Here is a 15,535-nt window from a genome sequence, read left to right as displayed (position 1 = left end):
TCTACGCGCCGGGCAGGGCGCCTTGACAGCTGCCGCGCTGCAGTAGACCTTTCCCGCATGACGATCGATATTGAATCGCTCAGCCTTCGCGAGCTGGGTGCCCTGGTGGTTGCCGCTGAACAGCGGAAACAGCTGATTTCCAGCCGCCGTCCGGCCAGTGCGGTGCGGCGGATGCTGAAGGCCGCCGCCGCCGAAGCCGGCTACACCCTTGAAGAACTCTTTGGCGGCCAAGCCTCGGAAACACCTGCGCCCGCCCGAAAAGCCGTCCGCCGTAAATCCGGCAAAGTCGCGCCCAAGTATCGCGACCCGGAATACAAGCGCCTGACCTGGACCGGTCGCGGGCGCATGCCGCGCTGGTTGGCGTCCAAGGTGTCGATGGGCCACAAGGTCACCGATTTCCTGATTCCTGGCTTGGCCAGGCCGACCGCTGGCAAAACCAGCACCATCGGCAAGCGGACCGTCATCAAGAAGGGATGACGCTGCAGCACTGCTACCCTGCCCGGGTCTTTCAACCAAGGAGCACGGGATGGCACACGAGAGTGGCATGACGATCACGCCGAAAGTCCTGCACGCCGCCGCAGTGGCGGGCATGTTGGTCAGCCTGCTGGCCTGGGCGGTGGAATGGAGCGGGATGGCCTATGTCTGCCCGTACTGCCGCGTGCAGCGCACGGTCATCGGCGTGCTCGGCCTGCTGACGCTGTTCGCGCGCCCGGGGAGCCTCATCGTGCCCTGGTTGTCGTACACCGCGGGTGGCTTCGCGTTCGTGGTGGCAGCGATGCAGCACTTCAACGGTTGGAAACGCATTTCCGCAGGCGACTTCAGTTTCAATGGGCAGTGGTACATCGACCCGTGGCTGCTGTCAGGCTGCGCGATGCTGATCCTGGTGGCGCAGCTGATGCTGGTGCAGGCCGCCTGCCGGCGCAGCTTGCGCTGAGTGTTTCCACGCATGGCGTGGAACTACCCGTTCTGGAACACCGCCAGCTGCGCGGCGAAGGCGCGCTGGTAGGCGGGCCGCTGCGTCGCGCGGGCCACATAGGCGGCCACCGTCGGAGACTCGTCGAGCAGCCCGCTGCTCTTCAGGCGCAGCAGCACCGAGACCATCATCAGGTCGCCCACGCTGAAATCGCCGTCCAGCCACGGCGCCTTGGCCAGCCATGTCGACAGTTGCGCCAGTCGCGCCCGAACCCGCTCATCCAGCAGCGGCAGCCGCTGTGCGTACCACGGCTGCTCGCGCTCCAGCACCCAGGCCATGGAGCGCTCAACGATGGGGGGCTCCACCGTGTTCAGCGCAGCGAACACCCACATGATCGCGCGCATGCGGGCGTCCGGATCGCGCGGCAGCAGGCCGGGGTGCTGTTCGGCCAGATGCAGGACGATGGCGCCGGATTCGAACAGGGTCCGGTCGCCCTCCTGCCAGGTGGGAATCTGCCCGAACGGATTGCGTGCCAGGTGTACGGGCTGCTTCATCTCGGTGAAGGTGAGCAGTTGTACGTCATAGGCTACCGACAGTTCCTCCAGTGCCCAGCGCACGCGCATGTCACGGGCCAGGCCCTGGCCACGGTCGGGGGAGGTGGCGAAGGCGGTGAGGATGGGAGGCATGGGGTCCGCAATCAAGGAGGGCTTTGATGATCTGACGAGCGAGTGTGCCGGAAATCGACATGGGTGCCGGTGCTCTGCACGTCGCCTGCACGTGTCCTGCACGCACGCACCGTCGCCGATCCATCAGTCTGCCGGGGTCAACCGCAGAGACAGGTAGCAGGCATGAATACTCCCGGAAAACCGAAACCCAGTTGGCGCCAGAGAAACGTGCTGATGGGAGCGCTCGCCGCGGTCCTGGTGATCGTGCTGATCATCCTTTTCGTACCTTGGTGAGCCTGCCCGGGCTCGCTCGATGTGATCCACGCGCCACTGTGGCGTGAAGCAGTCAGTGCGGGTTGGGTGACGTGAAGTGCGTATCAATCGCTGCTCACCCGGGAACCACACGAGCATGTCCACAGTGGATACGCAGGCAGCGCAGTCGAAGCTGCTTTTCTCCCCTGAAACGAAGATACAGGAGCAACGCCATGAGCACCCAGTCCACCATCGAACATCGCCTCAACGACCTGATCGAGATCGCTCGTGACGGCAAGTCGTTCTATGAAGAAGCGGCGACCAAGGTGAAGGATGCCGAGCTGTCGGCCTTGTTCACCCGCATCGCCGGCGTCAAGGGCCGCATCGTCGCGGCGCTGAGTGGTTCGGTGGCTGCCAGCGGCGGCAAGCCGGCCGAGCATGGCACCGTGGTGGGTTCGATGCAGCAGTTCTACGGCAAGGTGCGTGCAGCCTTCGGTGACACCAACTATGGCTATGTGGCCGAGCTGGAAGAGTCGGAGGACCGCCTGCTGGGCGCGTTCAAGGACGTGCTGAAGGACAACGAGCTGCCGCCGGCGGTACGCCAGGAAGTCACCCAGCTGTTGCCGGAAGTGCAGGAATGCCACAACGTGATGCGCGCGCGCAAGCATGCGATGAAGGCGGCCTGACGATCAGCGGCGTCCCACTCCCCAGGGACGCCGCGGCCGGGGCGGCACCGCTGCCCCGGCCACCCTGAATCGGTCGCTGCTACACTCTTGCCGGTTCCGCACTGCCAACAATGAGCACCATGAACAACGGGAACGGTCCGCAGACAGTTCGCTGAGCCGCAACAACGACGCAGACGTTGTTGCGGTGAACATCCCTGCGATGCATGCGAAGTGGATGGATCACCGCCGGACTCACTCTGGGCGGAGACTCCCCATGTTCAATCGACAGGCCCCGCGTTGGGGCCATACCCTGCCATCGGCCATTGCGCTGATGGCGCCGTTCGACCTCCTGGCCTCGCTGGCCATGGATATCTATCTACCTGTGGTGCCCTTGATGCCCGGCGCCTTGGGAACATCGCCTGCGCGGGTGCAATTGACGCTGAGCATCTACCTGCTGGTGCTCGGCGTCGGTCAACTGTTGTTCGGCCCGTTGTCCGACCGGATCGGGCGCCGCCCGGTGCTGTTGCTGGGGGCGCTGCTGTTCACTGTCGCCTCGTTTGCGCTGGCGCTGTCCAGCAATAGCGGGATCTTCCTGGCCTGGCGCACAGTGCAGGCGATTGGCGCGTCGGCAGCGCTGGTAGCGACGTTTGCCACCGTCCGCGACGTGTACGCGGATGCACCGCAGGGGGCGTCCTTGTATGGACTGTTCGCTTCGATGCTGGCCTTCGTGCCGGCACTGGGGCCGATGCTGGGTGCACTGGTGGCTGCGGCAGCGGGCTGGCGTGCGATCTTCGTGCTGCTGGGTGTGCTTGGCCTGGTCGCCGGCCTGCGTGCGCAACGCCTGTGGCAGGAAACCCGACCCGCAGGGCGCAGGGACGCTGGACCGGCACTGCAGAAAATTCTTCGCAGTGGTGCCTTCTGGGTCTACACGCTGGGATTCAGTGCCGCGATGGGCACGTTCTTCGTGTTCTTCTCGATCGCACCGCGCGTGCTGGTCGAGCGCATGCAGTACTCCCAGATCACCTTCAGCCTGGCGTTCGCGACGGTGGCACTGGTGATGATCCTCATGTCGCGCATGGCGAAGACGTTCATCGCGCGCTGGGCGGTGCCTGGCACATTCGTGCGTGGCCTGTGCGTGATGGTGGCGGGTGTGTTGTTGATGGCGCTCGCTGCGGAGTTGCCACTGTCATTCGCCAGCGTCGTGCTGCCCATGTGGGGCATCGCGGTGGGGCTGGTGATGGTGGTTTCGGTGGCTGCCAACGGCGCGTTGAGTGAGTTTGCCGATGCGTCGGGTATGGCGGTGGCGCTCTACTACGCGATGCAGAGCCTGATCGTGGCCTGCTTCGGAACACTGGCTACGGTGCTGCTGCCGGGCGATACGGTATGGCCGCTGGTGGCCTATGGGCTGTTGCTGCCAGTGGCCAGCCTGGTCGCCGCGGCGATGTTGCGCGGCTGCCGCTAGCCTCGGCCGGTGATAAAAAAAGGGCGGCCATCAGGCCGCCCCAATCCTTCATGAGAACACGTGACGGGAACTAGAAGCGCACCGACCAGCGCACATTCGCACTGTGGTCGCGGCTTTCACTGCCGTACTGGCCGCTGTAGCCCAGTTCCAGCTGCTGGCGCTCGGTCAGCCAGGCCGACAGGCCCAGTTCGGCCACCACCGCGTTGTCGGCGATCGGCGCGCCGTTGACCGCAAACGTCGTGCTTCCGTTGGCGAAGGCCAGGTTGGCGACCTGGCTGCGATCACCGGAAGCGCGGCGATAGCCGACGCCACCGCGCAGGTGCAGCCAGCTCTCCTGCTGGAACGAAGCCTTCAGTCCCTTGTCGAAGCGCACGCCGGCAGTGGCAATCGTGGTTCCGGTATCGTCCACCTTGCCCTGCAGTGCCGCTGCTCCACCGTGTTCGTTGACGCGCTTGAGGTCCACTTCGACACGTGCGACCTGCAGGTAGGGCTCCAGCCCGGCTTCCGGGCCACCGAAGCGGTAGCCGGCTTCGATGAAGGCCTGGCGGGTGCGGGCGTCGTAGCGCGCGCTCAGGCTGTCGCTGAAGCCTGCGAAGGCGACATCACGCGTACTCTTCACCTCGTGCTTGCTCCACGCCACACCACCGCGCAGGCCGAAACCGCCCCAGTTGTGGCTGGCGTAGGCACCGAAGTGGGTGTTGTCGATCTTCGACTTGGCGCGACGCTCCTGCTGCTTCACGTCGGTGCGGCCCGTGCCGGCCAACACGCCGACCTGCCAGCCGGAGAACTCGCGGTCGATGCCGACCAGCAGGCCGTTGCTGTTGGCTTCGGTGCGGGCAGTGTTGACATCACCGTCCAGCTTGCTGTTGCCACCGATGGCCTGCACCCATGCACCCGTCGCGTCACCCACGTCGCTACCGGGTGCGGCGGCGCCGGCACGGCGTGACAACGCGGCATCGCGCACGTAGCGGCTGCCCTCGACCAGGGCGATGGCCGTGGCCGGATGCAGCTCGCCGCTGAGGCCGTCGAGCACGCCTCCGAGCTGCTGCGGGAACAGCTGCGTCAGCGGTTTGGGCAGACCCTGGGCGATCGGCAGCAGGTCGGCGGCCGCTGCCACTGCACGCTGGTTGGGCGTGTTGGCAGCCGTGGTCAGTGAAGCGCCACGGGCGACGTCGATGCGCGTGCCGTTGGTACCGTAGGCCAGGCTGAACTGCAGGAACGGGGAAAACGCGCTGAAGTCGGTCTTGGCGAACTGGCCGTTGACGCCTCCGTCGGCACGCAGGAAGTTGAACTGCTCGCCGAGGTAGTACACGCCCGGCTCCGGCAGCGCGACCAGCGTGCCGCCAAGGGTGGCGGTGCCGGTCACGTGCAACTGGTCACTGCGGCCACCCGGGGCCAGCTCGGCGGCATAGACGCCAGTGGCGCCCTGCACGTAGTTGCCGTTGATGGTCAGCGTGCCGATCGAGTTGCCCGGCGCGATGAGGCCGTCCACGCGGGTATTGCCGAGCGTGCCGACGCCCTTCAGCAGGCCATTGGCGCCGACCGTGGTGGTGCCGCCGGTCTGCGTGCCGTTGAAGGACACCACGCCGCCGCTGATCACCAGGTTGCTGTTGTTCAGCACGCCGCTGGCGCTGACCGTGCTCACGCCACCGGTAGTGGTCAGTGCGGTGGAGACCAGGCTGCCGTTGAGCAGCAACTGGCCACCCTGTACCTCGACTGCCGAGGTGAGGGTGTTGGTGCCGTTCAATTCCAGCGTACCGTCCTGCAGTACCGCGCCGTTGAAGCTGTTGTTGCCGCTCAGGCGCAGCCAGCCGATACCGGATTTGGTCAGCTTGCCAGGGCCACCGATGTCGTTGGTCCAGTTGTCCCAGGCATCGCCTTCCCAGACTTTCAGGCCGCCGGCTTTCTGGTTCATCACCACGTTGGTGTCCACGCGCAGCGAGCCATAGCCTTCGATGGCCTTCTTCAGATCCACCATGCCCCAGCCGTAGATCGGATCGATGCCCGCTGCACCCAGGTCGCGTGCGGTGGTCAGCAGCACGTCGCGGACCTGGGCGTTGTCCAGATAGGGGAAGCGCTCCATCAGCAGGCCGAGCGCGCCAGTGATGTGCGGCGCCGCCATCGATGTGCCCGTCTTGGTGCCATAGACATACTGGGTGTTCTCGCTGTCGATGATCAGCCGCACGTAGGCGGAGGTGTTTTCGATGCGGCCCTGGATATCCCCGGAAACGATGGTGCTGACGATGTCGGTGCCGGGTGCCGAGATGCACCAGTTGGCGGCAACGCCACAGATGCTGGAACTTCCATCGATCACGTAGTCCGTTTCGCCCGCAGCGGCGTTGGGCCGGCGGACGTTGGCCACGGCCAGCCAGTACGGTTCCAGTTCGGGCTTCCAGCGCGGCATGGCGGCCGTGATTCCGGCGACGGCGCCGCTGCCGTTGCCAGCCGACCAGACCTGGATGAGGGTGGAGCCCGGTGTATCGCCATTGCTGGCGTAGATGCTGCCGTACACGCCGTAGTCGGCACCGATGTTGGCGTACTGCTGGTCCAGCGCGGCGGCGGTCATGTTGCGCGTGGAGATGCCCCAGCTGTGGTTGATGGCACGCACGCCCTGCGCCTGGATCTGTGCATACATGTCCAGCGTGGCGGCGTCATCCGGATCGGTGCGGTACACCGCGCGCGGGCGATAGTAGTTGTCCGGATCCAGGCGCCACTCATAGTAGGTGTCGCCGAACACGCGGGCGGCGGTGAGATCCGCACCAAAGGCCACGCCATGCATGCCGGTGCCATTGCGGTTTGCGCCGATGGTGCCAAGCACATGCGTTCCGTGGTCGGCGTAGCTGAAGCCATAGGGCTGGCCGGCCGCGATCAGGCGTGCCGCGAGTGCGGCCGGAACGCCGGCACCGAGGCCATAGTAGTTGTAGCCGGGCTGTTCGCCGCGGGTCTGCCCGCAGGCACCGGTCCCCGCGACCACACCCGGCGTCGGGCAGTCGGCACCGATGGTGATGCTGGAGGTATTGCGTCCTGCAAACTCCGGATGCGCCAGTGCGGACCCCGAGTCGAACAGCGCCAGGCGCACACCCTTGCCGGTCAGGCCGCGTGCATAGGCGTAGTCCGCGCCCATCGCACCCAGGCCCCAATCGGCGTTGAACTCATCGCTGCGCCAGCTGGCCGGATCGCCCGGGTTGCCAAGAACGGCGGTGCTGCTGGCGGCAGGTGCAGCGGCCGTCGCTGCGGGTGCAGCGTTGGCAGCAGGCTGTGCCCATGCAGCCTGCATCTGGCGCTGCTGCTGCCAGGCCTCGAGTGATTCGCTGGCCATGGCCGGCAGTGCAGCGGCCAGCAGCAGCGAGCTGGCGACGGCAAGCGCCAGCGGGCGGTGCGACAGGGAGCGGGACGAACGGCCGTACAGCGGGTGATTCATCGGACAACTTCCTTGGTTGACGGACATCAAGGCCGTTAACGCAAAGGCATGGCGATATCCCCCAGTAATGTGAAGGGATTTTTATGAACGTGTTAATCTTCTGTGATCGGTGCAAGACGTGGCTCCGCCGGGCCGGGCACCGCGACCTTTCTTGCCGAGGCCTTGGGGCCGTCCATGCGTAACGCATTGCGTAAACCACAGTTGGCGATATTGGGTAGTGCCGATCCTGGCAGCGACGCGTTCGAGCGCGCAGCTGAAGCAGGGCGTTTCCTGGCCGTGCAGGGCATCACGCTGGTCAGCGGCTGTGGCAGTGCCGCTACGCGGGTAGCTGCCGAGCAGGCAGTAGCCGCCGGTGGCCAGGTGCTCAGCGTGATCCCGGAAAGCGGCATGCCGGTAGCCGATTGGCCCGCCACGGTGGTGGTGCCCTGTGGCATGGGCGATGCGCGCAACCTGATCATGGCCCTGGCCGGTGATGCCTGCATCGTGATCGGCGGGCGCGCCGGTACGATCTCGGAGGTTTGCCTGGCCTGGCTGCACAAGCGGCCGCTGCTGCCGCTTGTGGGGGCCGGTGGCTGGTCCGATGCGCTGCCGGACAACCCGCCGGACGAGCGCGGCAATTCGCCGATCCTGCCGTGGCGCAACATTGATGAGCTGGCCGGACAGCTGCGTGTGCTGGGGTTGCTGCACCGCTGAGTCGAGCGGCATCGGCCTTCACCCAGCGTCCCGTGTGCAGCGCTAAGGTGGCCCGGCCTGGGCTCACCAGGCTAATCAAGGAGCGATGTCGATGCGTACTTTCAGGAAAGTGATCGCCGGTGTTGTGTTGGCGTTGGCCTGCAGCGGCTCGGTGGCCGTGGCCGGACCGGTCCAGCCCTGCGATCTGCCCTGCTGGAAGGCTTACCAGGCATGTGTGTCCGGTGGTGGTGATGCCATGGAATGCCAGTACGAATACGATCGATGTGTCATGGAGCGCTGCGGCGCGGTGTAAGCCCAGCCATGCTCGGCTGAAGACGGGCCTCGTCCGTGGCGGGGCTCTTCTGTTCGTGCGCAAGGTCGGGCAGTCTCGACACATTCTTCCTGGTGGAGTGGAACATGGCCGTCAAGCGTGTCGTCGCCAACATCGCCACGTCCGATCCCTCACGTGCCGCTGCGTTCTATGGCGAGCTGCTCGGCATGCCGGTGGTGATGGACCATGGCTGGATCGTCACCCATGGCGGGCAGAGCAGTGCGCTGGCCCAGGTCAGCTTCGCCAGTGAAGGAGGCTCGGGCACGCCGGTGCCGGACCTGTCGATCGAAGTGGACAATCTGCAGGACGTGCTGCAGCGCATGCGCGCGGCCGGCATCGCGCTGGAATATGGCCCGGCCGACGAACCCTGGGGCGTGCGGCGCTTCTTCGTCCGCGATCCGTTCGGTCGGCTGTTGAACATCCTCGCCCACGCCTGAGCGGTGGATGGTGCCTCAGCCACGCCTGACGGTGCGCGCGGGACGATGACCGTCTAACGGCGTGCTGGCCCTGCTCGCGGCATTCGGGCTGCTCCGGTAGCACAGGCGCGCCTGAACGCGCCGCGGTCAGCTCTGCTGGCGTTGTGGACCGTCCCTCGTTGGCGTCGCTTCGGCCGCTTGCCGCTGTTGCCGTGCATTGGCGTGGCGAGCGTGCCCGCCTTCGCGGCCGATCGCTGCCATGTGCTGGCGGTTGCGGCTGATCGCCTCGCCGCCCTTGCGGCCGGCCACGCGTGCCTCGGCTGGGCTGAACTCATGTGCATTGCCGGACGCATGCGCGGCGCGTCCTCCCTTTGCGGCGATCGCGCGCTGCTTGTCCTGGTCCATCGAGGCGAAGCCACGATGGGAAGTGCCGTGGTGCTGGCCGGCCATGGGAAGGCTCCCGTTGCATGGAAGGGAAGCTCATCCTTGCCGGTGCCCGGCTAACGGAGTGTCCGCATCGGTGCGGCTGCCTTCACGTCGCACCGTACTGCTTTTCACGGCGCAGGTACGCTGCTGCGCGCGCCGCCCTGCGTGGCTAGGACGAACTGCACCCTTCACCTAGGCCGGACAGCCGGCCGCGCAGTGCGCACGCTGGAGCTGCGCCTGGGCAACGGCGGCTGGACCTTCCTCAGCGAAATCGAAATGGCCGCAGAGCAGAAGGCTTCAGGGCCGGCGGGCGTCCTGCAGGCGCTGCGCGAAGGGCCGCTGTGCGAGCGCTGCAAGGGCGTCGCGCAGCACCTGCTCCAGCGGCTGCCCCAGATCGGCATCGAGGCTGCGCGCCGCTACGGCAGTGGCCTGCCATTGCGCCTGCAGCGCAGGCATCGCGCGCTGTGCGCGGGGGCTCAACTGCAGGATGCGTTCACGTCCGTCGTCGCCGCTGGACGCGTGCAGCCAACCATCACGCACCATCGCCGCCGCGGTCTGGCTGAGCGCCGAATGGCTGAGCCCGCAGGCCGATGCCAGGTCCTTGATCCGGCAGGGGCCCTGCGCCATCAGCGTGCGCAGCACCGGCGTGTAGCGGGGCCGGTAGTCCAGTTGCAGGTCCCGGTAGGCCTGTTCGACCGCCGGGTCCAGCTGGTCGAGCAGGGCGCGCAGCAACGTACCGAGCGTGGCGTGTTGGAGATCCATGACCAGAATGATATATAAGCACTTATATATCTTCAACGCGGAGGTGGTTGATGACCGTGTCTTGGATGCTCGCTGCTTTGCTGGCAGCGGCCTGCCCGGCGCAGGACGGAGTGCTGCGCGCGGCGGCCACCGCCGTGCAGGCGCAGTACCTTGACGAGGCGGAGGGCGCCCGTATCGCCGATGCCCTGCGCACCTGGTCGGTGCAGCAGCGCTATGCGGACAGCTGTTCGGATCCGGTTGCGTTCAGCGCACGCCTGAACCAGGACCTGGACATGTTCGATGGCCACTTCCACGTTGAACGCGTGGACGCAGCGGCCGGCCAGGACGATTGGTTGATGGCCTGGCGCGCCGATGCCCGCAGCAATGGTGCCGGCGTGCGCGAGGTGCGGGTGATGGAGGGCAACATTGGTTACCTGCGCCTGAGTACCTTCTATCCGCTGGATCTGGCGCGCCCGAAGTTCGCTGCGGCCCTTGCCCTGCTGGCCGAGACCGATGGCCTGGTGCTGGATCTGCGCCAGAACGGGGGCGGCGACGATGCAAGTGCCGACCTGCTGGTACGCACGCTGCTGGACGCGAAGATCGACGCGGTGCAGCAGCTGGACCAGCGCGGCCGGCGCACGCCGGTACTGCTGCCGCCTGCCAGCCTGCCTGCGTACCTGAAACCGCTGGTGGTGCTGATCGACCGCCGCACCGGTTCGGCGGCCGAGTTCGTCGCCTATTCGCTGCAGGCACTGGGCCGCGCGCGGATTGTCGGCACGCGCAGTGGCGGTGCCGCGCATATGTTTGGTGATCCTGTGCTGCTGCCCGATGGCTATCAGATCAGTATTCCCGACCGGCAACCCATCAATCTGCGTACCGGTGGAAACTGGGAACGTACTGGCGTGAGGCCCGATGTGGCCGGCGGCGACGATCCGCTGTTCATCGCGCGGCAACTGCTGGCGCCTGCGAAGTCGTCAAGATGAACGCACGATTGCATGGCTGTCCTATCGCGGATGCGCGATTGCATGCCTAGAATCGAAGCATCCCGGTAGTTCCCGGGCGCTTCGAGTGAATGGACTCAATGAAGATTCTGTTGACCGGCAGTTCCGGCCGCATCGGGCGCGCGATCTTCGGTGCGTTGGCGGCCGCCCACGAAGTGGTGGGGCTGGACCGCAGTCCGTTTGCCACCACGCGCATCATTGCCGATGTCAGCGATCGGCAGGCCGTCGCGCGCGCGGTGCAGGGCATGGATGCAGTCATCCATACCGCGGCCCTGCATGCCCCGCATGTCGGCCTGGTGCCGGATGCGGTGTTCCAGCAGATCAACGTGGAGGCCACCGCACACCTGCTGCAGGCTGCACGCGAAGCAGGAGCACGGCGCTTCGTGCTGACCAGCACCACTGCGTTGTATGGCCATGCCGTGGTGGCCGGTGGCTGCCGTTGGATCGACGAAGACACCGAGCCGCTGCCGCGCACGATCTACCACCGTACCAAGCTGCAGGCAGAGACCCTGGCCGAAGCCGCCGCCACGCCGGGCTTCAGCGTTCGCGTGCTGCGCATGGGCCGGTGTTTCCCGGAACCGCCCGAACGGATGGCGATGTTCCGCCTGCATCGCGGCATCGACGCCCGCGATGTGGCCAGCGCACATGCTGCACTGCTGCTCGACGAAGGCGCCCCGTTCGCGCGCTACCTCGCCTGTGCGCCGACGCCGTTCCGGCGCGAGGACTGCCTGGAGCTGGCCACGCACCCGCGCAGCGTGCTGGCCCGTCGCGCGCCGCAGCTGCTGGCCGAGTTCGAACGCCGTGGTTGGCCGCTGCCATTGAGCATCGACCGTGTCTACGACAGTGCCCGCCTGCGCAGCGAGCTGGGCTGGCAACCGTGCTTCGGGCCAGACGACGTGCTGCAGCAGTATGCCGTCGGCAGCATCGAGGTACTGCCGCGGGCACAGTGGATCAAGGACCGCGTGGCCGAGTGAGGGCATCGCGAGGGGGGGGGCGCTGAGCCGAGCCTGAGCGGATTCAGGAATGTGCAGGCCGCCCGCCTCAACCTCGTTGGCGGGCGGCCGCTAACCCAGTGCGCTTCCAGCGCCGGGCGCGCCCCGGCGGCCGGTGGCCTGCGCGACAGATCGCGCGCCTGCGCGGTGCCCTCGTGGTGCCGGTCGTCCTGAACTGCCTTGCGGACCCTCCCATGTCTTCTTCCCGCTCTGCCACTGCCCAACGCCCAGGCAGCATCGCCCACAAGTTGATGCTGGGCACCGCCGTGATCGCGCTGCTGTGCTTCGGCCTGACCGCCTTCCTGATCTACCGACAGGCCAGCGCCAGTCTGATCAGCGCCTCGCGCCAGACCATGACCAGCGAGGCCAACGCCGAGGCGCGCCAGGTGGCAGCTGATCTGGGCACCGCTTTCGCCAGCAATGACGCCATGGTCGAGGCCGTGCTGGCCCAGCGTGCCCGTGGTGACATACCCGACCGCGCCAGCCTGGCGGCGGTGCTCGGCGAACAGCTGCGTGCTCATCCTCAATGGCTGGGCAAGAGCACCATGTGGGAGGCCGATGCCTTCGACGGCAAGGATGCGGAGTTCGTCAATTCCGAAGCACACGATGCCACCGGCCGCTACATGAGCTACTGGGCCTGGCAAGACGGCAAACCGCAGCAGTCGGTGATGACCGACTACACCGAGACTGCCAGCGGTTCCGGTGACTGGTACATGGTGCCCAGCCGCGACAAGCTGCCCAAGGTCAGCGAACCTTACGCCTATGACATCGCCGGCCAGAAGGTGCTCATGAGCACCCTGAGCACGCCGATCATCGAGAACGGCAGATTCCTGGGCGTGTTCACCGTCGACTTCTCGCTGGCAGCGCTGCAGAAGCACCTGTCAACGCTGAAGCCGATGGGGGCTGGCCGCGTCGAACTGCTGTCGCCCAAGGGCGTGGTGCTGGCCTCGGCCAATGCCGCCGAGATCGGCAAGCCGCGCAACGATGCCCTGACCCGCAGCATGCTGGCCGACATCGCCGCCGACCGTCCGTTCGAGGCCTTCAGCCCCGACGCGGCCGGCAACGTACGCGTGTATGTGCCGCTGCGCGTGGGCGACGCCCCGCAACGCTTCGCGCTGGGCGTGGTGATGCCGCATGCGGTGATCGTGTCTGAGGCACGCCAGCTGCTGTGGCTGACCCTGCTGGTCGGCGTGATCGCCGCGCTGACCCTCAGCGCCGGCGTCTACGTGCTGCTGCGCCGCCTGGCGATCCGCCCGTTGGCCGAAGCGGTACGCGTGGCCGGTGATGTCGCCGCCGGCAAGCTGGACAGCACGCTGCCGGCGCGCAGCAACGACGAAGTGGGGCGCCTGCTGGACGCAATGCAGGGCATGCGTGGGCAGTTGCAGTCGGTGATGGCTGCGCAGGCCGAAATGGCGCGCCGGCACGATGCCGGTGAACTCAGCTATCGCATGGATGCTGCGGCCTTCCCGGGCGAGTACGGCCGCATGGTGGCCGACAGCAACCAGCTGGTGGCCTCCAGCAATGCGGTCACCCAGCGCCTGGTTGAAGTGATGCAGCGCTATGCCGTGGGCGACCTCAGCGTGGACATGGAAGTGCTGCCGGGCGAGAAGGCGGTGTTCACTGCCGCAATGGCGACCACCAAGCGCAACCTGGCCGCGATCAACGAGCAGATCCAGCAACTGGCCGCCGCCGCCGCCGCCGGTGACTTCGCCGTGCGCGGTGATGCACTGCGCTTCGAACATGATTTCCGCCGCATGGTGGAGACCCTGAACACAATGATGCAGGTCAGCGACCACAACCTGGCGGCACTGTCGACGCTGCTGCGCGCGATCGCCGCCGGTGACCTCAGTGCGCGCATGCAGGGCGACTTCCACGGCGTGTTTGCGGTGATGCGCGACGATGCCAACAGCACCGTGCAGCAGCTGACCCAGATCGTCGGCCAGATCCAGCAGTCGGCGGCCAGCATCCGCCTGGCCGCCGGTGAGATCGCCGCCGGCAACAGTGACCTGTCGCGCCGCACCGAGCAGCAGGCCGCCAACCTGGAGGAAACCGCCGCGTCGATGGAAGAACTGACCTCCACCGTGCGCCAGAACGCCGACCATGCGCTGCAGGCAAATACGCTGGCCGGTTCCGCAGCGGGCGTGGCCAGCGAAGGCGGCCAGGTGGTCAGCCAGGTGGTGCACACCATGGAGCAGATCGAGGCGTCTTCGCAGCGCATCGCCGAGATCATCTCGGTGATCGATGGCATTGCGTTCCAGACCAACATCCTGGCGTTGAACGCCGCAGTGGAAGCGGCGCGCGCCGGTGAACAGGGCCGTGGCTTCGCAGTGGTGGCCAGTGAAGTGCGGGCGCTGGCGCAGCGCTCGGCGGGTGCTGCCAAGGAGATCAAGGAGCTGATCGACGCCTCGGTGGCCCAGGTCGGTGCCGGCGCGCAGCTGGTGCACGGTGCGGGGCGCACCATGCAGGACATCGTCGGTCAGGTCGGCCGGGTCAACGAGATCATGGCCGAGATCTCGGCCGCGTCGCGCGAACAGTCTGCCGGCATCGAGCAGGTCAACCAGACCGTAGTGCAGATGGACGAAACCACCCAGCAGAACGCCGCGCTGGTGGAGGAAGCCAGTGCCGCCGCCCGTGCGATGGAGGAGCAGGCCGAGCAGCTGGCAGTGGCGGTGTCGCGCTTCCGCCTGCAGGCCGAGCCGGAGGGCATGGCCCGCCGCGTGGCCTGATGCCGGAAACGAAGACGCCCGGCGGCTGCCGGGCGTCGCATGCATCCTTGCCGCGCATCCTGCGCAGGTCTGATGGCTCAGAACATTCCTTCAAACGGATTCCAGCTGGCGCGTCCTTCCACCTTTTCCAGGTAGTAGCTGTAGTTGGTGCTGGAGGCGACCAGCAGGTTCATGGCGATGAACAGCATGCGCCCGACGACATCCGGCAGGAACATGCTGACGATGGCCAGCGCAATGTTGATGCCGATCACCACCAGTGCCTTGCGCCACATGCCGAGAATCAGCAGGTAGATGGCACCGAAGAACAACGCGAAGAAGTTCAGGTTGATCTTCAGGCGGTCACCAAAGGACAGTGCCTTCCAGGCCTGCTTGAAGCCGGGGTTCTTGGGGGCGCCGTGCTGGCGGAAGAAGTTGAAGCGGAACTGCCACTTCGGGCTGAACTGGGACAGGTCAGTGGTATTCATTGGGAAACATCCCTGTGAGAAAACGTTTTCATGATAGGACAAGTCCTATTCAGGATCCAAGCGCTAGCGTCAAGAATGTGACGCCTGCCTTGTTCGCGCGCCTGCGGCCAAGCGCCGCGCCGTCACCCGCCCGCCTTGTTTTTAGGATAGGGTGCGCAGTTCCGCTGCCGCCCCGGCTGAACCCGTGCGGCGGCGGGATGTCCATGGAGGTTGCATGACCACAGCTGCTACACCGGAAAACGCACCGGGACCGGTGCTCCTGCCGACACCTGAAGTGGTGCAGGCACAACAACTGCTCGCACGCCAGCAACTGGCGGTGGCGATGGACCGTGCGCGCACGGCCGCCACGCGGGATGCGGCACCGACCGCGCTGGAACGCGAGTAACCC

16 protein-coding genes are annotated in these 15,535 nt (G+C 66.5%); 11 read left to right on the top strand and 5 right to left on the bottom strand.

The genetic code is table 11. The features are described 5' to 3' along the window. The first annotated feature begins 57 nt into the window (after positions 1 to 57). Positions 58 to 477, top strand: a complete 420-nt coding sequence (locus tag ACSYHF_RS17770; RefSeq protein ID WP_069139687.1) for an H-NS histone family protein — start codon at positions 58 to 60, stop codon at positions 475 to 477. Between the two features lie 49 nt (positions 478 to 526). Further along, positions 527 to 934 carry a hypothetical protein gene (locus ACSYHF_RS17765; RefSeq protein WP_111128058.1) on the top strand — a complete coding sequence of 136 codons (408 nt, stop codon included), beginning with the start codon at positions 527 to 529 and terminating at the stop codon, positions 932 to 934. Between the two features lie 23 nt (positions 935 to 957). On the opposite strand, the gene ACSYHF_RS17760 is transcribed toward ACSYHF_RS17765, so the two are convergent. Further along, positions 958 to 1,599 (bottom strand): glutathione S-transferase family protein, encoded by a 642-nt coding sequence (locus tag ACSYHF_RS17760; protein ID WP_329916101.1) that lies wholly within the window; start codon positions 1,597 to 1,599, stop codon positions 958 to 960. 464 nt (positions 1,600 to 2,063) lie between these two features. Between ACSYHF_RS17760 and ACSYHF_RS17755 the strand changes: the two genes are divergently transcribed. Both ACSYHF_RS17755 and cml read left to right on the top strand, forming a co-directional pair. Then, positions 2,064 to 2,516, top strand: coding sequence for a PA2169 family four-helix-bundle protein (locus ACSYHF_RS17755; RefSeq protein ID WP_005419568.1), 453 nt, complete (start codon positions 2,064 to 2,066; stop codon positions 2,514 to 2,516). A 253-nt stretch (positions 2,517 to 2,769) separates the two neighbouring features. Continuing rightward, a complete protein-coding gene (cml, locus tag ACSYHF_RS17750) occupies positions 2,770 to 3,957 on the top strand; it encodes a CmlA/FloR family chloramphenicol efflux MFS transporter (RefSeq protein ID WP_447575859.1) in 1,188 nt (395 codons plus the stop codon). A 70-nt stretch (positions 3,958 to 4,027) separates the two neighbouring features. On the opposite strand, the gene ACSYHF_RS17745 is transcribed toward cml, so the two are convergent. Further along, the gene (locus ACSYHF_RS17745; RefSeq protein WP_111128055.1) at positions 4,028 to 7,378 is read right to left on the bottom strand and encodes an autotransporter domain-containing protein; all 3,351 of its coding nucleotides are present in this window, start codon (positions 7,376 to 7,378) and stop codon (positions 4,028 to 4,030) included. 174 nt (positions 7,379 to 7,552) lie between these two features. Between ACSYHF_RS17745 and ACSYHF_RS17740 the strand changes: the two genes are divergently transcribed. The 3 genes from ACSYHF_RS17740 to ACSYHF_RS17730 all read left to right on the top strand — a co-directional run bounded on the left by ACSYHF_RS17740 (position 7,553) and on the right by ACSYHF_RS17730 (position 8,818). After that, positions 7,553 to 8,071, top strand: coding sequence for an SLOG cluster 4 domain-containing protein (locus tag ACSYHF_RS17740; RefSeq protein ID WP_111128054.1), 519 nt, complete (start codon positions 7,553 to 7,555; stop codon positions 8,069 to 8,071). 91 nt (positions 8,072 to 8,162) lie between these two features. Continuing rightward, positions 8,163 to 8,363 (top strand): hypothetical protein, encoded by a 201-nt coding sequence (locus tag ACSYHF_RS17735; protein WP_111128052.1) that lies wholly within the window; start codon positions 8,163 to 8,165, stop codon positions 8,361 to 8,363. Between the two features lie 104 nt (positions 8,364 to 8,467). Beyond that, positions 8,468 to 8,818, top strand: a complete 351-nt coding sequence (locus tag ACSYHF_RS17730; protein ID WP_005419560.1) for a VOC family protein — start codon at positions 8,468 to 8,470, stop codon at positions 8,816 to 8,818. A 126-nt stretch (positions 8,819 to 8,944) separates the two neighbouring features. On the opposite strand, the gene ACSYHF_RS17725 is transcribed toward ACSYHF_RS17730, so the two are convergent. Both ACSYHF_RS17725 and ACSYHF_RS17720 read right to left on the bottom strand, forming a co-directional pair. After that, complete coding sequence (locus tag ACSYHF_RS17725; protein ID WP_065177995.1) at positions 8,945 to 9,247, bottom strand: KGG domain-containing protein; 303 nt, start codon at positions 9,245 to 9,247, stop codon at positions 8,945 to 8,947. A 273-nt stretch (positions 9,248 to 9,520) separates the two neighbouring features. Then, the gene (locus ACSYHF_RS17720) at positions 9,521 to 9,985 is read right to left on the bottom strand and encodes a MarR family winged helix-turn-helix transcriptional regulator (protein WP_005419558.1); all 465 of its coding nucleotides are present in this window, start codon (positions 9,983 to 9,985) and stop codon (positions 9,521 to 9,523) included. 50 nt (positions 9,986 to 10,035) lie between these two features. Here ACSYHF_RS17720 and ACSYHF_RS17715 point away from each other — a divergent pair, with 50 nt between their 5' ends. From ACSYHF_RS17715 to ACSYHF_RS17705, 3 genes are all read left to right on the top strand, one after another. Continuing rightward, complete coding sequence (locus ACSYHF_RS17715; RefSeq protein ID WP_005419557.1) at positions 10,036 to 10,947, top strand: S41 family peptidase; 912 nt, start codon at positions 10,036 to 10,038, stop codon at positions 10,945 to 10,947. Positions 10,948 to 11,045: 98 nt separating this feature from the next. After that, a complete protein-coding gene (locus ACSYHF_RS17710; RefSeq protein ID WP_005419556.1) occupies positions 11,046 to 11,939 on the top strand; it encodes an NAD-dependent epimerase/dehydratase family protein in 894 nt (297 codons plus the stop codon). A 212-nt stretch (positions 11,940 to 12,151) separates the two neighbouring features. Continuing rightward, a complete protein-coding gene (locus tag ACSYHF_RS17705) occupies positions 12,152 to 14,683 on the top strand; it encodes a methyl-accepting chemotaxis protein (protein ID WP_447575858.1) in 2,532 nt (843 codons plus the stop codon). A 77-nt stretch (positions 14,684 to 14,760) separates the two neighbouring features. On the opposite strand, the gene ACSYHF_RS17700 is transcribed toward ACSYHF_RS17705, so the two are convergent. Then, a complete protein-coding gene (locus ACSYHF_RS17700; RefSeq protein WP_014648516.1) occupies positions 14,761 to 15,147 on the bottom strand; it encodes a DUF2628 domain-containing protein in 387 nt (128 codons plus the stop codon). A 214-nt stretch (positions 15,148 to 15,361) separates the two neighbouring features. Here ACSYHF_RS17700 and ACSYHF_RS17695 point away from each other — a divergent pair, with 214 nt between their 5' ends. Continuing rightward, positions 15,362 to 15,532 carry a hypothetical protein gene (locus ACSYHF_RS17695; RefSeq protein ID WP_188247795.1) on the top strand — a complete coding sequence of 57 codons (171 nt, stop codon included), beginning with the start codon at positions 15,362 to 15,364 and terminating at the stop codon, positions 15,530 to 15,532. Positions 15,533 to 15,535: the final 3 nt, after the last annotated feature.

This window comes from Stenotrophomonas maltophilia group sp. P373, from assembly GCF_053295075.1.
Note: the sequence above shows the minus strand (reverse complement) of the source record. Positions and strands in the feature narration are given on the sequence as shown.